Source organism: Streptomyces corynorhini (assembly GCF_003346515.1).
GTDB lineage: Bacteria > Actinomycetota > Actinomycetes > Streptomycetales > Streptomycetaceae > Streptomyces > Streptomyces corynorhini.
On record NZ_QQNA01000005.1, the window covers coordinates 1 to 18,886 of the forward strand.

Sequence of the window (18,886 nt, forward strand, 5' to 3'; positions counted from 1 at the left end):
CATTACATCTGCAGCATTCTCAACCAACACGCAAGACGGCAGATCACAGGTGCTTCCAACAGAAGAAGGCAACTGCCGTTACATCTCAGCGCATCCGCAGCACCGCAGGCCAGAGACACAACGCTGCCTCAACATCAGTGAGAACTCACAACGGCTGTCGCGGCTCCCAGGCCACATGCCCATCGAGGTAGGCGAGAATTTCACGGCCCTCTTCGTCGATGCCGTAGTAGCTCGGTGCACCGGGCCAGCCGTTAGCCTCAAGCATCTTTAACAGGTCGCCGATGAACCGCGAGCTGGCCGATGGGGGCCGTCGCACTGTGGCGCCGACACGCACGACGTGATTGATGAAGCCACCAGGCAAGGACGACTCAGTCATCCCTCTACTGTGCACGACCTGGACCTCGAACTCCCAATAGATTCCCCACTGCTCAACGTGTGCGTGTCACGGAATGTGAGCCACGACCCGAGAGAAATCGACGTCAGCGCAGAGGAGTATGAGGTTCGTAAGTCGCTTCCTGGCCGAGGACGCCGATCGGCGCCTGGCGAAGATCCAGCGACTGCTCCAGTGCCGCGTGAACGTGACTGGCGCTGAGGTGGAGCACCACCGGGGAGCGGGCTGACGAGGTGTCGATGCCGGGCGCCTGGGCGAGTGTCAGCAGCGCCTGGAGGCGACGATGTCCCGACTCAGACAGCTCAGCTCCTGGACGGCACCGGTCTTGCCAGACGCATCGCGAAGAGGCTGCGGCCAAGGCGGCGGAGGTCTCACGGCGCACGGGTACCGGTCCCCGTCTGGCGACGGTGCTGGCGACGGTGCTGGTGCTGGTGCTGGTGCTGGTGCTGGTGCTGGTGGGAGAGGATCCCGCGTCGGTTACGTATGTCCGTATGAAGCGGGCACGGTGCGCGAAAGCAGGCATCCAGTCCCGGCACATCGGCCTGCCGGCCACCACCACGGCCGCCGAACTGATCGACACCCTCGCTGGTCTGTCCGGCGATCCGGAAGTCCGCGGAATCCTGCTTCAGCATCCTCGCGGCCCGCACATCGACGAACGCGCGGCGTTCGAGGCCATTGCACCGGAGAAAGATGTCGACGGGGTCAGGCGCGGTGGTGATTGACGCCGGGTACAACCGGGGCAACATCGGTGACGTGGACTTCGACGCCGTCCTCATCCGCGCCCGTCTGATCACTCCAGTGCCCGGTGGCGTCGGACCGACGAACATCGCCGCCCTGCTCACGCAGACCGTGGGAGCCGCCGCGAACCAACTCGGAATCGGGAGCACTGGGGTTTCGCTCAGAACGGGAGAGCGGTGTGTCGGGTCGGCTGTTCTTCTGGTGACGGCTCGCCGCCCACGAGGGCGGTGAGCCGTGAGTGGGTCATGCTGCCCTCCGGACAGGCCGCCGCCGAAGCGTTCTACCGCTTCATCGACGCCGCCTACGAACGCCGGTCCGTGATCGTCGTACAACCCGGACCGTGACACGAAAGGCTCCGCCTGACAGCCCCGGGCGAACACGCCGCCCGGATGCACGAACAGCGGGAAGCGAGGGACGAGCCGCGGGCCGACGTGTGGCTGCCCGCAGACGTCGGCCGCCACCTGCGCGCCATCGCGGCCCGCACCCGCCTCACCCCCGAACGGGTACTCGCCGAACTCGCCCGCCACGCCGCACTCCGCGACGACGGCACCCTGGCCATCCCCCCTGCCACCCGAACTGAACGAGACCGCCCTCCGAGCGGGAGAACCTCTGCTGGACCAACGTCCGACATCCAGAGGTGCCCCGGCTGGAACTCGCCCTGTCGCTGATCTCTGTCGCTGGTGAACGAGCATCGTCGCGGGCCCGGTGGGCTCTGGAGGCCCAAGTCGTCCAGTGGGGCATTCTCGCTGTCCCCCGCGTGAGCCACATGCAAGTGCACTCCCGGGGGTGACGATTCCGGATCGCCGTTTCCATAACGTTCAGTCATAGCGCCATCGGCCGTCGGAATAAACGAACTTTCCCCCAATTCTTCTTGGAGTTCCTCATGATGCACACCGTCAAGGCAACCGCCATGGCCGTACTGTGCTGTGCAGTGGTCGGCACGGGGCTCGTTGCCTGCGAGGATTCCCCCTCACCCGCCGAGAAGGCCGTCGACAAGTCCATCGACGACGCCGTCGACGAAGCCCTCGATGACGCCCTCGGCAACACGTTCACCGGAACCAAGAAGATCAAGGTCGGAGACCGGTCGGTGAACGTCTCCTGCTCCGGCAAGACGGCGGAGAAAGACCAGCCGCTCGTCCTGCTGCTGGCCGGTGTGGGTGACGGTCTTGGCAAGATTGCCGGCCTGCAGAAGACCCTCAGTGAGCAGGCCAGGGTCTGCTCCTACGACCGGCTGGGCGAAGGCGCGAGCGACAAGCCCAAGGGCCTCCAGCACCAGGCCGACAGCGCGAAGATCCTGACCGCCGTGCTCGACGATGTCGCAGGTGACCGTCCGGCCGTCCTGGCCGGTCACTCGCTGGGCGGACAGATCGCGGCCCGGTACGCCCCCGAGCACCAGGACCGGGTCAAGGGACTGGTGCTGATGGACGCCACGATCCCGGCGCTGAACGCCGGCGTCTCGAAGGCGATCCCCAAGTCGGCCACCGGCCAGGGCGCGCAACTGCTCGCGGGGACCATCGCGGCCAACAGCGGCGAGAACCAGGAGAAGTTCGTCATCGAGGACGCGAAGGTCAGCTCCGCCGGGGACATCCCCGTGGAGATCATCAAGCACGAGAGCCAGTACGCCGAGGTGCCCGAATACGGTCCCGCCCTGGAAGAGATGTGGTCCAAGGGGCAGGAGCAGTGGCTCGCGCTCTCCTCCAACAGCAAGCTCAGCACCGCCGCCAAGAGCGGCCACTACATCTACGTCGACCGGCCCGACCTCGCCATCAAGGCAGTACGGAAGGTCACCGCACAGGCCACCGACGACCTGCGGTAAGCAGCCCTTGAAGGTCCGTCACGCTGGTTTCATCTGGCGGCTGTTGACCGTCCAAGCGGTCTCTCTATTCGGCGGTCAGGGCGCCTGCGCGGCGGAGCACAGCCTGTGGCTGTGCTCGGCTTGACTTCTATCCTCGGGGCGGATGTTGGCTCCCCCTGGTCACCTGGAGCCGGGGCTTCGGTACTGTCTCGCCGCGTCAGCGGCGCAGGACGTTGACGACTCGTTCTCTTCCGAGGACGGTGCGTCTTCGCATCCGGTAGGGGTGACCAGGTACGGCCCGACCCACTTGCGGGAGTAGCCATCGTCGCGCCGAAGCCGATGGCCAGGCCGCCGACGAGGGAGCCCTGGATCTGGCATGCCCAGGTCGGATTGGCCTGGCTCCCGGGTCCTCCAGGGTGCGCCGGTACAGTACGGCCCGGCGTCGTCCAGGACGAGGATCCGCAGCGTCATCCCGGCCTCGTACCACCGCACGGTCCGCAGACGGCCGAGGGTCTTGGTATGTGCGCTCGGGTCGTCGGACCAGATCGGGAATCCGATCGGGTCCGGCAGATCGGCAGGTCAGCAGGTCAGCAGGTCAGCAGGTCAGCAGCGTCGAACGCGCACACGGGCAGTTCCTCGCCCGTCGTACATACCAGCCACGCCATGCGGTCGTTGACGAAGCACTGCTCCGCACCTCGGACGGCCGACTGCGTCGTGCGGGGGTCGGTGACTCCATGCACTTGTACCGCACCCTGGCCGCGCATACCGCGCTCGACGTTGTCGTCGGCCCAACGCAGCAACTCCTGGGAACTCCGGGAACATCACACGCGCGTGGATGAGTTGTCGCCACACGGCACACAACAAGGCCGCCGAATGGAGGTCACCCCACCTGAACCAGGGGCGGTTGGAGATGGATGGACTACGTCGGGCTCTGGTCTCGACACCGCTGCCGAAGGCGGCCGACGGGCGCCCGGTGCTGACGGTGGACGTCTCGCCGTGGCTTCAGCCGGACGCGGACACCGCCCCCGACCGGTGCTTCTGCCACACGTACGAGTACGGCGACAACAAGCATCGTCTGGGGCGAGGAGCACGCAATCACCGTCTCTGATACTCGCCGATACGGGAAGGCGACCGCACGGGCCCGGGACCGGCTGCACCCGCGGCCGACGCGCCGGGCCGCGTGACTCGACCACGCCGCCGAACTGCCGCTCGTCGAGGGCACCGTGATCCGGCTGGAGGTCTCTCGCCCACCGTCCGGCGCCGAGCCGACGCCGGTGTGGCGGTGGTGGTCCAAGACCGGCGCCACCGGCGCCTATGTCGACCGCTGCCGACGGGCGTTCCTGCGACGATGCGACGTCGAGCACACCTTCAGGATGCTGACGCAGACCCTCGGCAGGGACATCCCCCGCCTCCGGAGCCCGTAAGCCGCCGACCGGTAAACCTGGCTGATCATCACCGCCCACGCCCGGCTCCGCCTCGCTCGTCCACTCGTTCAGGACCTCCGACGTACCGGGGAGAAACCGGCCCCGCCCGAACGTCTCACCCCGGCCCGCGTCCGGCGGGGGTTTCGGAACATCCGTCCCAAGGCCGCTATCCGAGCCGGTGCACCGAAACCCGCACGCTCCGGTACCGGTCGGCCACCGGGGGCCAGGAACCGGTGGCCCGCCACCCGTCATGACGTGGGACGAGTCCTCGCCACCGGTCAGCCCTACCAACGGCCCGCCCACCACAAGGTCGGCACTCCGGAGCGCGCCCCGCCGCTGCTGCGGCGGAGGGGCGCCGCCCCGGAACTGCCGTCGGATGTGGGGCCTTGGGCGGCGCCGCTCCTGCACCGACCACCGCGGCGGCCACCGCCAGAGGCCGGGAAAGCCGGATGGAATCCCACCGTCAGGGGCACCGGCTGGCTTCCCGTCCGTGGTCGGCTTGATCAGAGCAGTTCGCCCACGTTCAGTGGTGTCTCACCCCGCTCCGCCCCAATCACGCACCCAACGACGTGACAACGCCCTTGCCTCTCATCCGCTCAAGGCGGCTGTCGGGTGTGTGCGCGGCGCGGATTGCCGGGTACAGTCCGGCCACGGCTCCGATGAGCAGGGTGGCGCCGACCGCGATCACCAGGGCCACGGGTGGCACCGTGAGGGGCCAGCCCTTGATGAAGGCGAAGCCCGCGGTCACCGCGACGCCGAGCAGCGAGCCGAGTAGTCCGCCGAACGCCGAGAGCAGGAGTGCTTCGGCGAGGAATTGCCTGCGGATGAGGAATTGCCTGCGGATGTGGCTGCGGGTGGCGCCGAGGGCGCGTCGGAGACCGATCTCGCGGCGGCGTTCCAGCACTGAGATGATCATCGTGTTGGCCACGCCGATGCCGCCGACGAGGAGGGCGACCGAACCGAGCCCGACGAGCAGCCCGGTGAACGCCTCGTCGGCGGCGTTCTTCGCGGCGAGGGCGTCGGAGGGCCGGGACACCGTGACCTCTTCGGGTGCCTGCGGGTTGACCGTGCGGCCAAGGCGGGAACGCACCGATTCCACGGCTGCGTCCGCCGAGCGCTCGTAGACGACGGTCGGGCTGCCGTCGTAGCCGAACTGCGAGCGCGCGATCGGGGTGCCGAGCAGCGCGGGGGTGTCGAGATCCGGCGCGAGCGGCACGGCTTCGAGGATTCCGACCACGGTGAAGTACCGGTCGCCGATCCACACCTGGGATCCGGTGGAGGCGACGCCCAGCCGTTCGGCGGCCTTCGAGCCGAGGACAACGGTGGGGAGATTCGCGGTGGCGTGGTTCAGCCAGGCTCCCGCCGCGAGCCTGGCGCCCACGGTGCCGGGCAGGTGGAGATCGGTGGCACGGGCGGTGATGCCGCCGGTGGCGTCCTTGTCGGAGAAGTGGCTGCGGTACACCCCGGCATCGAGGTCGCCGACGCCGCTCGCGCTCTCGACTCCGTCCAGGAGGCCGATCTTCGCGATGGTGTCCGGCGGCAGTTTCGTGTCCTGTCCGAAGACGCTCTTGCCGGCCTGCGCGGTCAGCAGGTTCGTCCCGAGAGCCGCCAATCGGGCGTTGAGCTTCGCCTGGCTCGACGCCGAGATGCCGACGACAGCGATCATCGCCGCGATACCGATCGCGATGCCCGACGCCGACAGGACCGCGCGGGCCGGCCGGGTGCGCAGCCCGACGGTACCCAGCCGCAGCAGGTCTCGGCCGAGCAACCGTGAACGGGGCGGACGTGGAGGTGCCGGGCTCGGCGCGGCCGCTGAAATCATCGACGCGCTCATACGATCGCCTTCTCGGCGGAGTCGGAGAGGACTCGCCCGTCGCGGATGGCGATCTGACGCGGCAACCGCGCGGCCAGCTCCGCATCGTGGGTGATGACCACGACGGTGGTTCCCTCCGCGTTGATCTCGTGCAGGAGTTCGACGACGGTCGCACCCGACGCCGAATCGAGGCAGCCGTTCGGCGCTGAGTACGCCGCCACCGGCACGCATGAGCTGTTCCAGGACGGCGAACTCCTTCCGGCCGAGGCGCACCTGCCGCCCGTTCCGGTACACCTCTTGCCGGAACGAATCGAGCCTGACGCCGGCTGCCTCCAGCGACGGGGGCGCCGCCGGCTGGTTTCGTCGATCGAGGGCACGCAACCGCAGCACAAGTTCCGGGAAGTCGAAGGGTTTCGCTACGTAGTCGTCGGCGCCCCGTTCGAAACCGGTTACCTTGTCGTCGAGGGTTCGCGCCGCCGTCAGCATCAGCACCCGGGCGCGGGGGCGTTCGACGACGATGCGCACACACGTCGTCGCCGTGCGTTCCCGGTATGTCACGGTCGAGGACGACCACGTCGTCATCGTTGACCAGGACGTATTCCAGGGCAGTGTCGCCGTCGTGCACCACGTCAGCCGCGATACTCGCTCGACGCAGCCCCGTCTGGATCGCTTCCGCCAGGAGCAATTCGTCCCCCACGATCAGCACGCGCATGTCTTCCTCCCACGCTCGCGCCCACATGGCGCGCCACAGGCAGCAAAACACGGCCTGGATTGCGAGACCGTTAAGGAATTCACCGATGCCACACCGTCCATCCAACGGTTCGACGGGCATCGCTGCCTCCTCGCCCTGACGCCCGACACGGCCCCGGAAAGGTCGCCCGTGTTGTAGTCGGCCACCAGTGCTACCAGTGCCACCAGTGGCACCAGTGCCGCCGCTGCCCCCATGTCCGTGGTGAGATTGCGCTCTGCGACGGACGGGGTGAGACGTTCGGCCGCCCGGTTGCAGGAGTCCGCGATTGGCCGCCGCCCGTCGGCACGAAGCCGCGCGTCCGCAGGGCAGAGGCCGGATGCGGCCCCGCTGCCGGTCCCACTGCCGGTCGCCCAGTCGGGCGTGACGAGGCATCAGGATCAGACCGCGGCGTTGCCGCGCACCCGGCCGGTCTCAGCCGATCGTCTTGATCACCCGGGCGGGCACTCCCGCGACCACGGTGCCGGCTGGAACATCACGAGTGACCACCGCGCCGGCAGCGACCACCGCACCGGCACCGATGGTCACCCCCTGCGTGATCACGGCAGCCGTCCCGATCCAGACGTCGTCCTCGATGACGATCGGGGCGAAGGAGAGGTACTCGCGGCGCTCGGCCCGGGGCAGTGGATGGCCTCCGGTGATGAGACTGACCTTGGGGGCGATCATGACGCCGTTGCCGATACGGATGCCTCCCTTGTCCATGAAGGTGCATCCCTGGTTGACGAAGACGTTCTCCCCGAACGTCGTGTCGAGTCCGTACTCGGTAAAGAACGGCGGGTAGATCAACACCGACTCCGGCAGCGGGCGACCGAACACAACGGAGAGAAGTTCCGCACGCCCTTCGCTGTCGCTGAACGGAAGCACGTTCAGCCGAGACGTCGCATCGGTCACCTCCACGATCCGCTCCACATGACGCGCGAACTCAGGCGTCCGGACATACATGACCTGCTCTGTGCGGGTAGACATGCGCTGATCCCACCACCGCGCGGAACACTCGATCAAACAACCCCGCACCACACCAGACACAACCAATGGTTGGGGAAGTGGAACGGGAGCCGGTGCAGATGGCCGCGTCGATCCTGTCGATCTGCGCACACGTGACGAACAGGTTCACCGACTTGCCCACGGAGATGCTGGAGCACGGCGAATCGCCCTTTCGGCGGCCGGATCGGGCCCACTCGGACAGCACCTTCCGGCACGGCTTCGAAGCACGCGAGCTGGCTGCCCCGAAGTTCGACAAGACCGACTACCCACAGCGGCACACGGTCGAGTGCGGCATCGATCGGCTCAAGCGTTGTCGCGCGGTCGCCACGAGATACGACAAACTCGCCGTCCGCTACGAGACGACTGCACGGGTCGCAGTCCTCAACGAGTGGCTGTAACCAGCACTTTCACAACACGCCCCAGCCGTGTTTCAGGTAGCGGGTGAGTCTTGGGCGGAGAGTTCTACGGCCAGTTCCATGCAGCGCAGGCGGGCTGGGGAGAAGTCGTAGGGCATCCTGCCGATGGCTTCGAACGCGCTCATGGAGCCAGCCTCTCGCCCGCTGGAGCTGAGGTCGGCCGCGTCCTCGCCGTCATCGGCGGTGGCGGGGTACAAAGTGTCCCAGGCGTCGAAGAGGGCATCGTCGTCCTTGTCCAGGCCGGACTCCTCGATGGCGGCGTGCAGGGCGCTCTCGAAGGCGTGCCGCTCGGCGGCCACCTGAGCTACCCGTGGATCATCGACGGCGACGCTGTCATCGAGTGCCTCCTCGGCGTCATCGATGCGGTCGGAATCCTCCCGCAGAGTCGGATGCGTGGCCAGGACGACGAAGCGGGTGGCCTGGACGGCCGCGCCGAGCGGGCCGAAGATCCGCTCAGTGACCAGCAGACTGTCCAGGTCAGCCTGACGCAGGGAGCCTTCGGGCAGGCTCTTGAGGTGTGCGGTGACGAAGTCGGAGAGCAGGCCCATCCGGCTGCCTTCGGTGCGCATCCGCCGCACGGCGGTCCGTTGCCGCCGCAATTCCGCCTCCTGCTCGGCGAGGGTTTCCTCCAACCGCTCCAGGATGCCCGCGATACCTTCTCCGCTGTCCGCGCCGACGGAAGCCGTGCCGGTGGCAAAGGCGTCACGGATGTCGTCCAGGGCGATCCCGGCGTCGGCCATCTTGCGAATCCACAGCAGGCGGATCATGTCCTCGTACCCGTAGCGGCGGCGGTCATCGCCGCCCCGCTCAGGCTCGGGGAGCAGGCCGATCTCGTGGTAGTGGCGAATCGCCCGTGGCGTGGTGCCGGCGAAGGCCGCCGCGTCACCGATCTTGACCTGGCGGGGTGGCATGAAAGACGAATGCATGAGCGGGGACCTTCCTCAAGGGACCGGGACGCAGGTCCACCGGACCACATGCCGCTACGGAAGGTGCAACCCCCGCACACCGCTCCGCGCCAATGCCAGGAAACGTGCCCTTCCTCCATAATGACCGCAGGCACGTCGTTTTCTGCCGGGGCATCCGCACGACAGCGGGCTGAGGGCTCGCAGCCACTGATGAATCGCCGCGACCTGAACCCGTCGCCTCGAACCGAACCGCAAGTCTGTCGAACGGGTGCTGTGGTGTCTTCACCATTCACTGCCAGGAATCGTCGTTCCACGGGTCGCGGTCGGTCTCCTCCCCCAGGTCTGCGCAGCCCTTGTCGGCCGACTGCCCCATCCGCAGCAGGCCCTCGGGCACACCCGTGATCTCGAAACCGCGACCCCCGCGGCCGGTATGGGGCGTGATGCCGAACCCGAGCCCGCGCAGGTCTTCGGCGAGCGCAGCCCGGCCCACGGCGCCGCCCTCGCGCGTCAGGGACTTCTCGTACAGCGCTCGGTGATGCGGGCCGCGCAGCGCCCCGGAGTCATCGAGCACGCCGACGAGATAGACGTGCACATGCAGCAGGGGCGGCGTGGGCGGCGTAGAGGGGGGCGTGCCGACCGCGTGGAGTGCCAGTGCGGCGGCGCACCCCCGGCCGGGCTCGGCGCCGTCGATCAGCGGCCTGTTGTGCACGAGGTAGTTGACACAGTGGTCGGCGGCGGCCAGGACTGCCTGCTCCAGGTCAACGCGGAGTGCGGGGTCCCCCTGGGCCCACAACCAGGACAGCGAGGTCGGGGCGACAAAGGTCAGGTCGTACGCCGCGCCGTCGGCCCGGACCAGCGCCCCGCCGTCCGCGTGCCGCCCCGCTATCGCCGCGGCCAGGTGCCCGCTCTTCGCCTCATCGCCCCGCCGCAGGCCCAAGGCCCGCAGTGCTTCGGCCGAGCCGGTCCAGACCGTGTGCGCCCGCCGATCCGGCGGGTCCTGCGGCCGCGCGAACGCTGCGGGCGCCACCGAGGGCTCTACGGCACGCCGGGCCTCGACGTCCGCCATCCTGAGCGTCCGAACCGTCAGCATGCGACACCTTTCGCCTGTCGGAAACGTCGGAAGCTAACGATGCTACCGAAACATGCCCCCGGCCACCGGCAGACAACCGACAGGCAACCGAGCTGGAACTGCTGCTCGTTGACGCCTTCGGCCTGCTCGTCGGTCGGGGAGTGCTCGATCATCGCTGGGTCCAGCGACCGGCCGAAGCCGGACCGCTTGAGCGGTGCGGACGGCTGGGGGTCACAGGGGTCTCGTGGATCGGGGCGCCGACGCGGCTGTCGCTGCCGGTGTGGTCCCGGTCGCATACGCCACCGACGCCACGGACTCGATCCGCGTACCCGCCGCCGATAACGGCCTGTTCGGATTGGAGCCCACTCGTGGCCGGGTCTCCGTGGGCTCCTGCTTCGACGAACTCTTCAACGGCCTGGTCGTGCACAACAGCGTCAGCGTCAGCCGCACCGAACGCGACAGCGACAGCGTCAGCGCGGCACCGCTCGACCAGATCCGCGGCCCGGAACCGGGTGACCCGTACTTCGCCCAGGAGCCGTCCCAGCCGTACGCGGAGGAAGTCACCCGCCACCCGGGCTCGCTGCGGATCGGCGTACTCAGCCAGCCATGGGGTGGGCACCGCACGACCACGCCGGTGGCCGACGCGCTCTCCCACATCGCGCGCCTGCTCGAATCCCTCGGCCACCAGGTGGAGGAGGTCGAGGTCGACCTCGGGGCCGACTGGGAGCAGTTCGTCCTGGCCGCCGCCCGTCAGTGGGCGGCGAATCTCACGGCCTCGGTCGACGAGCTGGCCGCCGCCTTCGACCGGCCTGTCGACTCCTCGGCCCTGGAGCCGCCCATCCTGGCCGGCTACCACTACGGGCAGCGGGTCACCGGCGCCCGGTTCGTCACCGCTCTCGAAATCCGCAACCGGGTCGCCCGAAGCCTGGCGCGGTACTTCGGCCCCCACGACGTATTGCGCGGGGAGGCCCGCCATGCCGGTAACGGCCGACGCGGAGACGGGGAGACGGGACTCCCGACCGGTGCGCAGTTCGCCGCCGGATACGGGCTCGAAGGCCGCCTCTTCCGCCTTGCCGGACAACTCGAACAGGCATGCCCCTGGTCGGGCCGGGCCCCCACGGTACCGGCCGGGATCTGCCCCGCCGAGCCGTGCCAGGCGCTGCTCACTCGGTCAGGTTGGCGCAACGGCGCTCGGCTTGACCGCGGACCAGTGGTCCGGGGCTCACCGGTGCCTTCCACGGCACCGCCTCGTGCGCCCGCTCCGGTGCGGTCACTCGTCCTGCTGACGCTGGAGAGTCCCCGTGCCACCACGCACTTCAGAAGAGACCCCTCGCCAGCTGCTGGAGCTGCCGCTGGACCTGCTGCTGGCCAAAGACATGGATGCCATCGCCGATCTGTGGGCGGAGTACGGCGGCGCCGCGTTCCCTCTCGCCGAAGGCGCCCCACCGAGACGGCTGACCGGACGTGAGGCCGTCCGGGGCTGTCCGGTCGGCCACCCGGACGTGATGGACGTGCAGGCGATCCCGGCTTTCACACCGTGCGTCACACGGACCGGCCGGACACCGTCGTGGTGGAGTTCATCGCGCACGGCCGCACGGTGGGCCACCGATGAGCCGTACCCGGCGGACTGCATCGCGGTGCTCACCACCCACCAAGGACTGATCACCCGTAATCGGGACTGCTGGAGCCCGCCGACCGCCGCTTCAGCGGGCCGGTACGCTGCCCGGACCGTTCGGGCTCGCCGCGCTCGCAGGCCACCCGATGACCGGCGCCGCCGGGCCGTCGGGCCGTCGGGACTTCTCAAACACGGCTTTGCCTCCCGGTGTGAGGTGAGGAGCGGTGTTCTTCGGCGACGAGTGCGCGTACGCGCTCGCGCTCGTCGTGGCCCCAGGTTTCCTTGGTGACGAGAATTCCGACGAGGCCGATCACAGCGGCGCCGAGGTACAGCAGGGCGGCGCCGGGCCAGCCGAAGGCGCCCACCAGGGCTGCGGCGAGCAGCGGTGCGAAGCCGCCGATGGCCGCGGCGATCTGGTAGCCGAGTGAGGCTCCCGAGGTGCGGGTGGCGGTGCGGAACTGCTCGGTGAGCAAGGCCCCCTGTGTCCCGGTCAGCGAGGCGTGGATGAGCCCGATGCCGATGATGAACACGGCCACGACCGGTATGGGGTGATCGATGTTGGTGAGCAGGTACATCGGGAAGGCGAAGAGGATCGCCGCCGTGCAGCCCGCGATGTAGAGGGGGCGCCGTCCGATGCGGTCGGTGAGTGTGCCGGCCAGGAAGGTGACCGCGATGGCCAGGAGGCTGGCGGCCGTGATGGCGCCGAGAGCGACCGGGCGCAGATCGGGGTTGCGTTCGGTGATGTAGTTGAGCAGGTAGGTCGCGGTGGAGTAGTAGGCGAAGGATTCGACGACGCGCAGGGCGATCACACGCAGGATGCTCCGCCAGTCGTCGCGGAGAGTCGCGAGGAAGGGGTTCTTCTCGGTCTTACCGCTGGCCTGGGCTTCCTGGAACTCGGGGGATTCGGAGAGCCGGGAGCGCACGATCAGCGCGACGATGACGAGGACGGCGCTGAGCAGGAAGGGAGTTCGCCACTGCCAGTCGCCGTCGAGTGTGGAACTCCAGGCGAATACGCCGCTGGCGAGCGCGATGCCCAAGGGGTTGCCGGACTGCGGGATGGCGGCGAACATACCGCGGCGGTGCCATGGGGCGTGTTCGTAGGCCATGGTGATCGCCCCGCCCCATTCGGCGCCGAACGCCAGTCCCTGGATCATGCGGATCGCCACGAGCAGGATCGGTGCGACCACACCGGCCTGCCCGTAGGTCGGCAGCACACCGATGAGGAAGGTCGAGGCGCCCATGACGACCATGGCGGCGATCAGGACGGGTTTACGACCGGCCCTGTCGGCGAAGTAGCCGCCGATCGCGCCGCCGAGGGGGCGCATGACGAAGCCGACCGCGAGGGTGGCGAACGACAGGAGTGTGCCGACGAACCGGTCGCTCTCGGGGAAGAAGACGGCTCCGAAGTAGAGTGCGGACGCGGTTCCGTAGGCGATGAAGTCGTAGTTCTCGACGCTGGTGCCGACGGCCGCGGCGACCGCGGTCTTGACGCGGTCCTTCGTGCCGAGCACGCTTCGCCGTCCAGCAACGGTGCTGGTGGACATGGAAATTCTCCTCGCAGGGGGTCTCCGGATCGCGTGTGCGTGATGCGGGAGTCCCGGGCCGGCAGGGCAGGGCCGGGCTTCCTCTCCGGTGGTTTCGGGTATGCCGAGGCGACGCGCGGCGGCGTTCGGCGGCGGCGCACGACGGGGGTTGGGCCGGACCTCGCCCGCGGGCGGTGTCAGGCCGACGGTGTCAGGCCGGCGGTGTCAGGGTGTCCAGCGCGTTGAGCTTGGTGACTCGGCGGCGGGTGTCCTCGTCGTCGTCGAAGGTGGCGGCGAGGAACTCGCGGACGATGTCGGGCACGAGCGCGTGGGGTACGAGCCAGGCGCCCATGGCGATGGCGTTGGCATCGTCGTGCTCGACGGCCTGGTGGGCGGAGTAGGGCTCGTGGGCCAGACCGCAGCGGATGCCGGGCAGTTTGTTCGCGGCCATCACGGCGCCCTGACCGGTGCCGCACACGAGCACGGCCCGATCCGCGGTTCCGGCGAGCACCGGGTCGCAGGTGGCCCGGGTGATGTCGGGAAAGTCGACGGGGGCTGAGCTGTCGGTGCCGCAGTCGACGATCTCGTGGCCGAGGTCCTCGATCGCCCGGCGCACGGCCGCTTTGAGCGGGAACCCGGCATGGTCCGCTCCGAGAGCGACCTTCATCGGCTGATCCTTTCGTTGCGGGCTTCGGCCCTGTCGGGACCGTCCACGGGGGCGAGGCGCCCGTTCATCGGACGCCTCCCCGTGACCGGTCGACGAAGGACGTGGCGATGCGTTGACCGGACGCAGGGCGGCCCGCGAGGAGGTCGACCAGGCCGCGCACGCCGAGGCGGCCGATCGAGGCCGCGTCGTTGCGGACCGCGCTGATGGGCGGTGACGCGAACTCGAACCAGTCGAGGTCGTCGAAGGAGACGACCTCGACGCGGGCGGCCCGCTCCGCGCCGAACCGCTCGCGCAGCGCGCGCACGGCACCGAGGGTGGTCAGACCGTTCGCGCCGAAGACGGCCGTGAAGGGGACGCCCCGGTCGATGACGCGGCGCATGGCCTCGGCCGCGCCCTCGGCCAGGAAGTCACCGGCGTCGAGCAGCCTCTCGTCGGTGCTGATCCCGTGCTTCTCACGCCCGGCGAGGTAGGCGGCGCGGCGTTCCGCGCCGGTGGAGATCGTGTCGGGGCCGCCGATGAACGCCACGTCACGGTGTCCGCGCTGCCGCAGCCAGGCCAGGACATGGCCGACGCCCTCCGCATTGTGGGTGCCGTACAGCGGGGCGTCGACGCCCTCGACCGTACGGTTGAGGAAGACGAGCGGCAGCCCGGAGGCAAGGGTCGCCGCGAGCTGCGGCGAGACCGTGCCCTGCGGGGAGAACAGCAGGCCGTCGATGCGCTGCGAGGCGAAGGTCCGCAAGTACGCGTCGGCTTGTCCGGCGTCCTCGTTCGCGTTGGCCAGCAGCACGGTGTAGCCGTGGTGGCGCGCCTCCTGCTCCGCGGCGTGGGCGAGTTCGGAGAAGAACGGGTTGCGGATGTCCGAGACGAGCAGCCCCAGCACGTCGGTACGGGAACGCCGCAGGGACCGGGCGGGTCCGTTGCTGATATGGCCCAGGTCGGCCGCGGCGGCGAGAACGCGGGACCGGGAGTCGGGCGAGGTCTGACTGCTCCCGTTGAGCACCCGGGACGCGGTACCCAGCGAGACTCCGGCCCGTGCCGCGACGTCCTTGATCGTGGTCACCGGCTCCACCTCCTCGTGGAAACGTTTCCATAGCGGGAATGCCTCAAAGATCGCACACGGAACACGAAAGGAGCAAGACCCGTCCGCGTCCCGAGGCGGCAGCACCGCACGGGAGAACTCGGCCCCGGCGCGGGACGTCCGGTTCCGGGCGCCCCCGTGACCCCGCCGATCAATTTCGGTAATTGGCGACGCGTGTAGGGGAGTTGAGCGTCCACCGCTGGTCGCGAGGACGAAGATCCGCGGCTGTATTTCGAACCTCCGCCGAAGGCCGGGCAACGCGACGAGGTGAGGTACGCGGGCAGGACCCGCGGCCGGTGACGGCGTCTCTCCGGAAGTGGCGTCGCGCTTGCGCCATCATGCCGGTCTCACGGCGGTGTCCGGCTGTGAGCGGCAGTACGGCGTTCCCACCGAAGGTTCCGCGGAGGGCCAGGATGACGGCACCGAGGCCCTGTCTTCAAAGTCCCGCCTGCCCTGGCCGACCGGGAGCGTCTCACCCTGGCCGGCTTTCCGTGTGCAGGGACGCGTCGACGACGGAGGGGGCGAACAGTTCCCGGATACACAGGAGTGGCCGTCCGTTGCTGTCGAGGGTGTAGGTCTTGGCCGCGCAGGGGGTTCCGTCCGGCCATGTGGCGAGGCCGACGTGGACGATGCGCCGGCGCAGCATCACCCCGGCTTCGTCGAGCGCGAATCCCACCGGTCGTGAGGGGTCGGCGACGGCCCTGTCGACGCGCGGATCCACTCCCGAGCGGGCCGCGACCGTGTTGTCCGACACGGGCTGCCCCGTGACCGTCAGCAAGCGGGCCCTGCGGAGCAGGCAGTCGTCGGTGCTGTCGGGGCGGAGTGCCGCGCGCAGGCCGGGCGGGAGCACGGTCGGGCCGACGGTCCGTACATCGCCGACCCTGGCCCGCAGGGGGCCGCGTACGAGTGCCTGGAGGAGGGGGGTGGTCAGGCCATCGCTGGTCAGGAGTATGCGTGTTGCCGCGGCGGAGAAGGCCATGACAGCAGGGTCCAGGCCGTGCAGCGCGGGCTCCGGTCCAGGTCGGAGGGTATGGGGGGCCACGAGCGTCCTCGGTCCGGTCGGCGGCTGGATATCGGCAGCCCCGAGGGAGCGGCGGCGATCCTGCGAGCCACCCGATTGTGGCGTGCGTGCCAGATTAGACGTTGCGCGGTGGTCGGAGTCGCTGTGCGCGCGTACCGCTTCGATGCCCGGCCTTGGGGCGGTTGATCCGGTCGTTGCTGGTCAGGGCCTTGCTCCAGCGAGGGGACAGGGCGGCCGGGACCACCGGGAGCGTCCGGAGGCCGACCCGTGCCCACTCGAAAGTGCCTGGCGTCAGAAGAGTGTTCGGGGCTGTTCCCGCGGGCGGGTTTGCCAGAGCGTCGACCGTCAGGATATTGCTTCCCGTGACGAAGGAAGCACTATCTGTTGCCCGCGCTGGTGGTCGTGCGAGGCGGATCGAGGACACGTGAGCAAAGCGACAACCACGGTACGGGACGGGAGTTCTCCGGCGGCTGCCGAGTATCTGCTCGGATCCTCGTGCGCCGAGCGGGAGCGGCTCCTCGCCCAGTGCGAACTCCTGCGCCCGGCCTCCGCCTCCCTCCTGGACACGATCCCCCTGCCGCCGATCGCGCGCGTGCTCGACCTGGGCTGCGGTCCGCTGGGCATCCTCGACCTTCTCAGCGAACGAGTCGGCCCCGCCGGGTCGGTCACCGGCCTCGACACGGATCACCGGATGATCGGCTGGGCCCGGGAGTCCGTCACCGAACTCGCCCTCGGCAACGTCGAAGTCCGCCACCAAGCCCTGCCGCCCCCCGCTGCCGCCGAGGCTCGCTACGACCTGGCCCACTGCCGACTGCTGCTGATCAACACAACCCGCCCCCGCCGGATCCTGAACTCGATGGCCGCCTCGGTCAGGGCCGGGGGGTGGGTCGCGGTCCAGGAATTCGACTGGGCGACCTGGCAGTGCGACCCGCCCCACCCTGCGTGGAGCCGCCTCAAGGACCTGCTCGCCGGAGTCTTCGGAGGCGACGTCCACATCGGCGCCCGGCTGCCCGGCCTCGTGCGGGAAGCCGGTCTCACGGACATCCGGACCAGCGCCCACGCCTACTACTGGCAGCCGGGTGACCGCTACCAGACCTTGCTCCTGTCCTTCGCCCGTCTCTTCCGCGACCGCCTCCTGCGGCACACAACGCTCACGTCGGAGGAGCTCGACTCGCTCACCAGCACACTCCACAACCACCTCGGCCAGCCCCACACCACCGTCCGCGAAAGCCTCCTCGTACAAGTACGGGCCCGCAAACGCTGACCGCGACAGCCACGAGGCCCGGCGGCGCGCCGAGTTCCCCGTCACGCGCGGTGCAGCCCGGCACTGCCGGTGGTCGGAGCGGTAGACAGCGGCCCGCCCTCGAAGGACCGGCCATCCCCCGTCGGCGAGCTGGGCCCTGTCGTCGAAATCCACGCACAGCTGCCGAGGATCTGACCGGTCACCGCGTCGATTGCCCCTGCGCACAGGGTCGGCGGCGGCATCGACTCGTACTCGAAACCGGATCTACTGGTCGACCTGTTCACCGCGCGACGCGTCGCGCCGCCGCGGACGGCCGATGACGACAGCACCGCGGTAGCCGGCCGACGAGATCGTCGACATCGCGTCGAGCGACGCGTCCGGTACGGGCAGCAGGTGGGCGTCGACCCAGGTGTCCCCCGTGGCCGCGTTGGCCCAGGGGTCCTCGATCACGACGGCGCCGGGTACGGCGCCGTGGCAGAGCACCCAGTGCGGCACGTCGAATCCCTGCATCGCGGCCAGCGACACCAGGAGCAGCACGTGTTCCCGGCGGCCGAGCGCATTACGGACCGCGGTCAGGGGCAGGTGGCGTGCGTCGACCGGAACGCCGGCCCGCTCGGCGTCCGTGCGGGACACGCGTTGGAGTACGGCCCGCCACGCGCGTTCGGCCTCCGGAAGGTGGTCGATCAGGACGGGACCCTCCGCGTCGAGGAAGACCGTGACCGGGGACGAGGGCCACGCGCGGCGCACGGCGACGCCCAGTCCGACGGGTTCGCACGCGGGGAAATTCGTCGCGTCGCGCCACAGGGCCAGCTCCGCCGTGCGGTCGAGCGACGCGGGCGGCAGCGTCCCCGCGTGCGCCTGCGCGACCAGGGCGGTGACGGCGCCGCACGTGAAGTGGGTCGTCTGCCGGTAGTACGGGGGCTCGGTCACCTCGGCGTCGCACAGCCAGCGTACGTAGCCGCGATCAGGCTCTCCCGCGTCCTCGGCCCGCGCGAGCGGAGGCCGCAGCGGGGTGAAGCCGACAGCGGCGGCCCGCTCGGCGTCCGCCGTCCATCCTTCCCACTTGACCTGCGCCAGCCCCCGATGGCGTGCGTGGGACACCACGGCGTCGACGGCCGTCGGTACGTCACCGACGGCATCGACGATCTTCAGATAGGCCGTCCGCGGGCGGGCCGTCACCAGCGCGGCGGCCCTCCAGCGCACACTGTCGTCCCCGGGCACGGCCACGACGCGGGGGGCGTGCCCGGAGCGGTCGACCGCGCGCCAGCGCTCCAGCACGTCGTGGTGGACGAGCCGCGTCAGCGATGTCGGCAACGCCTCGGGCTCGAACGGGAAAAGGGTGCTCTTCAACTGCGTTCCCCGATGAGGCATGTCAGGTACTTCCTGGTGGGACGTTTCCTGGTGGGAGGTTTCCTGGTGGGAGGTTTCCTGGTGGGAGGTTTCTGGTGCGGCGGCA

15 protein-coding genes, 4 pseudogenes and 1 riboswitch are annotated in these 18,886 nt (G+C 69.4%); of the genes and pseudogenes, 6 read left to right on the forward strand and 13 right to left on the reverse strand.

All coding sequences use genetic code 11. From position 1 onward, the window contains the following. Positions 1–145: 145 nt before the first annotated feature. Positions 146–376 carry a hypothetical protein gene (locus tag DVH02_RS34675; RefSeq protein WP_147285981.1) on the reverse strand — a complete coding sequence of 77 codons (231 nt, stop codon included), beginning with the start codon at positions 374–376 and terminating at the stop codon, positions 146–148. Between the two features lie 192 nt (positions 377–568). Further along, positions 569–654, forward strand: a riboswitch (ZMP/ZTP riboswitch). Between DVH02_RS34675 and DVH02_RS00890 the strand changes: the two are divergent. Together DVH02_RS00890 and DVH02_RS00900 are read left to right on the forward strand one after the other, a co-directional pair. Then, a pseudogene (locus DVH02_RS00890) lies at positions 650–1,270 on the forward strand (tetrahydrofolate dehydrogenase/cyclohydrolase catalytic domain-containing protein); the annotation flags it as partial. Its footprint overlaps the riboswitch before it by 5 nt. Before the next feature lie 742 nt (positions 1,271–2,012). Further along, a complete protein-coding gene (locus tag DVH02_RS00900) occupies positions 2,013–2,945 on the forward strand; it encodes an alpha/beta fold hydrolase (RefSeq protein WP_114621728.1) in 933 nt (310 codons plus the stop codon). A 566-nt stretch (positions 2,946–3,511) separates the two neighbouring features. Here the strand turns inward: DVH02_RS00900 and DVH02_RS34980 are convergent. Then, entirely contained in the window at positions 3,512–3,664 is a 153-nt protein-coding gene (locus DVH02_RS34980; RefSeq protein WP_158575814.1) for a hypothetical protein, read from the reverse strand. 149 nt (positions 3,665–3,813) lie between these two features. Between DVH02_RS34980 and DVH02_RS37070 the strand changes: the two are divergent. After that, positions 3,814–4,921 (forward strand): annotated as a pseudogene (locus DVH02_RS37070) (hypothetical protein); the annotation flags it as partial. Here the strand turns inward: DVH02_RS37070 and DVH02_RS00915 are convergent. The 4 genes and pseudogenes from DVH02_RS00915 to DVH02_RS00930 all read right to left on the reverse strand — a co-directional run bounded on the left by DVH02_RS00915 (position 4,902) and on the right by DVH02_RS00930 (position 7,851). After that, entirely contained in the window at positions 4,902–6,167 is a 1,266-nt protein-coding gene (locus tag DVH02_RS00915; protein WP_407697576.1) for an ABC transporter permease, read from the reverse strand. The pseudogene DVH02_RS37070 and the gene DVH02_RS00915 sit on opposite strands and share 20 nt — an antisense overlap. A gap of 11 nt (positions 6,168–6,178) precedes the next feature. Then, positions 6,179–6,382 (reverse strand): P-loop NTPase family protein, encoded by a 204-nt coding sequence (locus DVH02_RS00920; RefSeq protein WP_199566121.1) that lies wholly within the window; start codon positions 6,380–6,382, stop codon positions 6,179–6,181. Then, positions 6,354–6,873 (reverse strand): annotated as a pseudogene (locus tag DVH02_RS35845) (response regulator transcription factor); the annotation flags it as partial. The pseudogene DVH02_RS35845 and the gene DVH02_RS00920, both read right to left, overlap by 29 nt. 450 nt (positions 6,874–7,323) lie before the next feature. Next, positions 7,324–7,851: a DapH/DapD/GlmU-related protein gene (locus DVH02_RS00930; RefSeq protein ID WP_114621731.1), complete on the reverse strand. Its 528-nt coding sequence runs from the start codon at positions 7,849–7,851 to the stop codon at positions 7,324–7,326. Positions 7,852–7,952: 101 nt separating this feature from the next. Here DVH02_RS00930 and DVH02_RS37075 point away from each other — a divergent pair, with 101 nt between their 5' ends. Then, on the forward strand, positions 7,953–8,291 hold the full coding sequence (locus tag DVH02_RS37075) for a hypothetical protein (protein ID WP_407697575.1): 339 nt from the start codon (positions 7,953–7,955) through the stop codon (positions 8,289–8,291). Between the two features lie 32 nt (positions 8,292–8,323). On the opposite strand, the gene DVH02_RS00940 is transcribed toward DVH02_RS37075, so the two are convergent. Together DVH02_RS00940 and DVH02_RS00945 are read right to left on the reverse strand one after the other, a co-directional pair. Then, a complete protein-coding gene (locus DVH02_RS00940) occupies positions 8,324–9,235 on the reverse strand; it encodes a MerR family transcriptional regulator (RefSeq protein ID WP_114621732.1) in 912 nt (303 codons plus the stop codon). Positions 9,236–9,503: 268 nt separating this feature from the next. Beyond that, the gene (locus DVH02_RS00945) at positions 9,504–10,304 is read right to left on the reverse strand and encodes a relaxase domain-containing protein (protein WP_114621733.1); all 801 of its coding nucleotides are present in this window, start codon (positions 10,302–10,304) and stop codon (positions 9,504–9,506) included. A 196-nt stretch (positions 10,305–10,500) separates the two neighbouring features. Between DVH02_RS00945 and DVH02_RS00950 the strand changes: the two are divergent. Continuing rightward, positions 10,501–11,415, forward strand: a pseudogene (locus tag DVH02_RS00950) (amidase family protein); the annotation flags it as partial. Positions 11,416–12,083: 668 nt separating this feature from the next. Here DVH02_RS00950 and DVH02_RS00960 read toward each other — a convergent pair. From DVH02_RS00960 to DVH02_RS34995, 4 genes are all read right to left on the reverse strand, one after another. Continuing rightward, positions 12,084–13,442 (reverse strand): MFS transporter, encoded by a 1,359-nt coding sequence (locus DVH02_RS00960; protein WP_114621734.1) that lies wholly within the window; start codon positions 13,440–13,442, stop codon positions 12,084–12,086. Positions 13,443–13,632: 190 nt separating this feature from the next. Then, positions 13,633–14,088: an RpiB/LacA/LacB family sugar-phosphate isomerase gene (locus DVH02_RS00965; RefSeq protein WP_114621735.1), complete on the reverse strand. Its 456-nt coding sequence runs from the start codon at positions 14,086–14,088 to the stop codon at positions 13,633–13,635. Between the two features lie 64 nt (positions 14,089–14,152). After that, entirely contained in the window at positions 14,153–15,148 is a 996-nt protein-coding gene (locus tag DVH02_RS00970) for a LacI family DNA-binding transcriptional regulator (RefSeq protein WP_158575817.1), read from the reverse strand. A gap of 490 nt (positions 15,149–15,638) precedes the next feature. After that, positions 15,639–16,145 (reverse strand): hypothetical protein, encoded by a 507-nt coding sequence (locus tag DVH02_RS34995; protein ID WP_158575818.1) that lies wholly within the window; start codon positions 16,143–16,145, stop codon positions 15,639–15,641. A 466-nt stretch (positions 16,146–16,611) separates the two neighbouring features. Here DVH02_RS34995 and DVH02_RS35000 point away from each other — a divergent pair, with 466 nt between their 5' ends. After that, a complete protein-coding gene (locus tag DVH02_RS35000; protein ID WP_158575819.1) occupies positions 16,612–17,451 on the forward strand; it encodes a methyltransferase domain-containing protein in 840 nt (279 codons plus the stop codon). 243 nt (positions 17,452–17,694) lie between these two features. Here the strand turns inward: DVH02_RS35000 and DVH02_RS00980 are convergent, their stop codons facing one another. Continuing rightward, the gene (locus tag DVH02_RS00980; RefSeq protein WP_114621738.1) at positions 17,695–18,801 is read right to left on the reverse strand and encodes a peptidase C39 family protein; all 1,107 of its coding nucleotides are present in this window, start codon (positions 18,799–18,801) and stop codon (positions 17,695–17,697) included. Positions 18,802–18,886 lie beyond the last annotated feature (85 nt).

Bases quoted from the DNA above. Each gene is read 5' to 3' on its own strand.
- DVH02_RS34675 (WP_147285981.1), bottom strand. From the start codon at position 376: ATGACTGAGTCGTCCTTGCCTGGTGGCTTCATCAATCACGTCGTGCGT.
- DVH02_RS00900 (WP_114621728.1), top strand. From the start codon at position 2,013: ATGATGCACACCGTCAAGGCAACCGCCATGGCCGTACTGTGCTGTGCA.
- DVH02_RS00930 (WP_114621731.1), bottom strand. From the start codon at position 7,851: ATGTATGTCCGGACGCCTGAGTTCGCGCGTCATGTGGAGCGGATCGTG.
- DVH02_RS00940 (WP_114621732.1), bottom strand. From the start codon at position 9,235: ATGCATTCGTCTTTCATGCCACCCCGCCAGGTCAAGATCGGTGACGCG.
- DVH02_RS00945 (WP_114621733.1), bottom strand. From the start codon at position 10,304: ATGCTGACGGTTCGGACGCTCAGGATGGCGGACGTCGAGGCCCGGCGT.
- DVH02_RS00960 (WP_114621734.1), bottom strand. From the start codon at position 13,442: ATGTCCACCAGCACCGTTGCTGGACGGCGAAGCGTGCTCGGCACGAAG.
- DVH02_RS00965 (WP_114621735.1), bottom strand. From the start codon at position 14,088: ATGAAGGTCGCTCTCGGAGCGGACCATGCCGGGTTCCCGCTCAAAGCG.
- DVH02_RS34995 (WP_158575818.1), bottom strand. From the start codon at position 16,145: ATGGCCTTCTCCGCCGCGGCAACACGCATACTCCTGACCAGCGATGGC.
- DVH02_RS00980 (WP_114621738.1), bottom strand. From the start codon at position 18,801: ATGCCTCATCGGGGAACGCAGTTGAAGAGCACCCTTTTCCCGTTCGAG.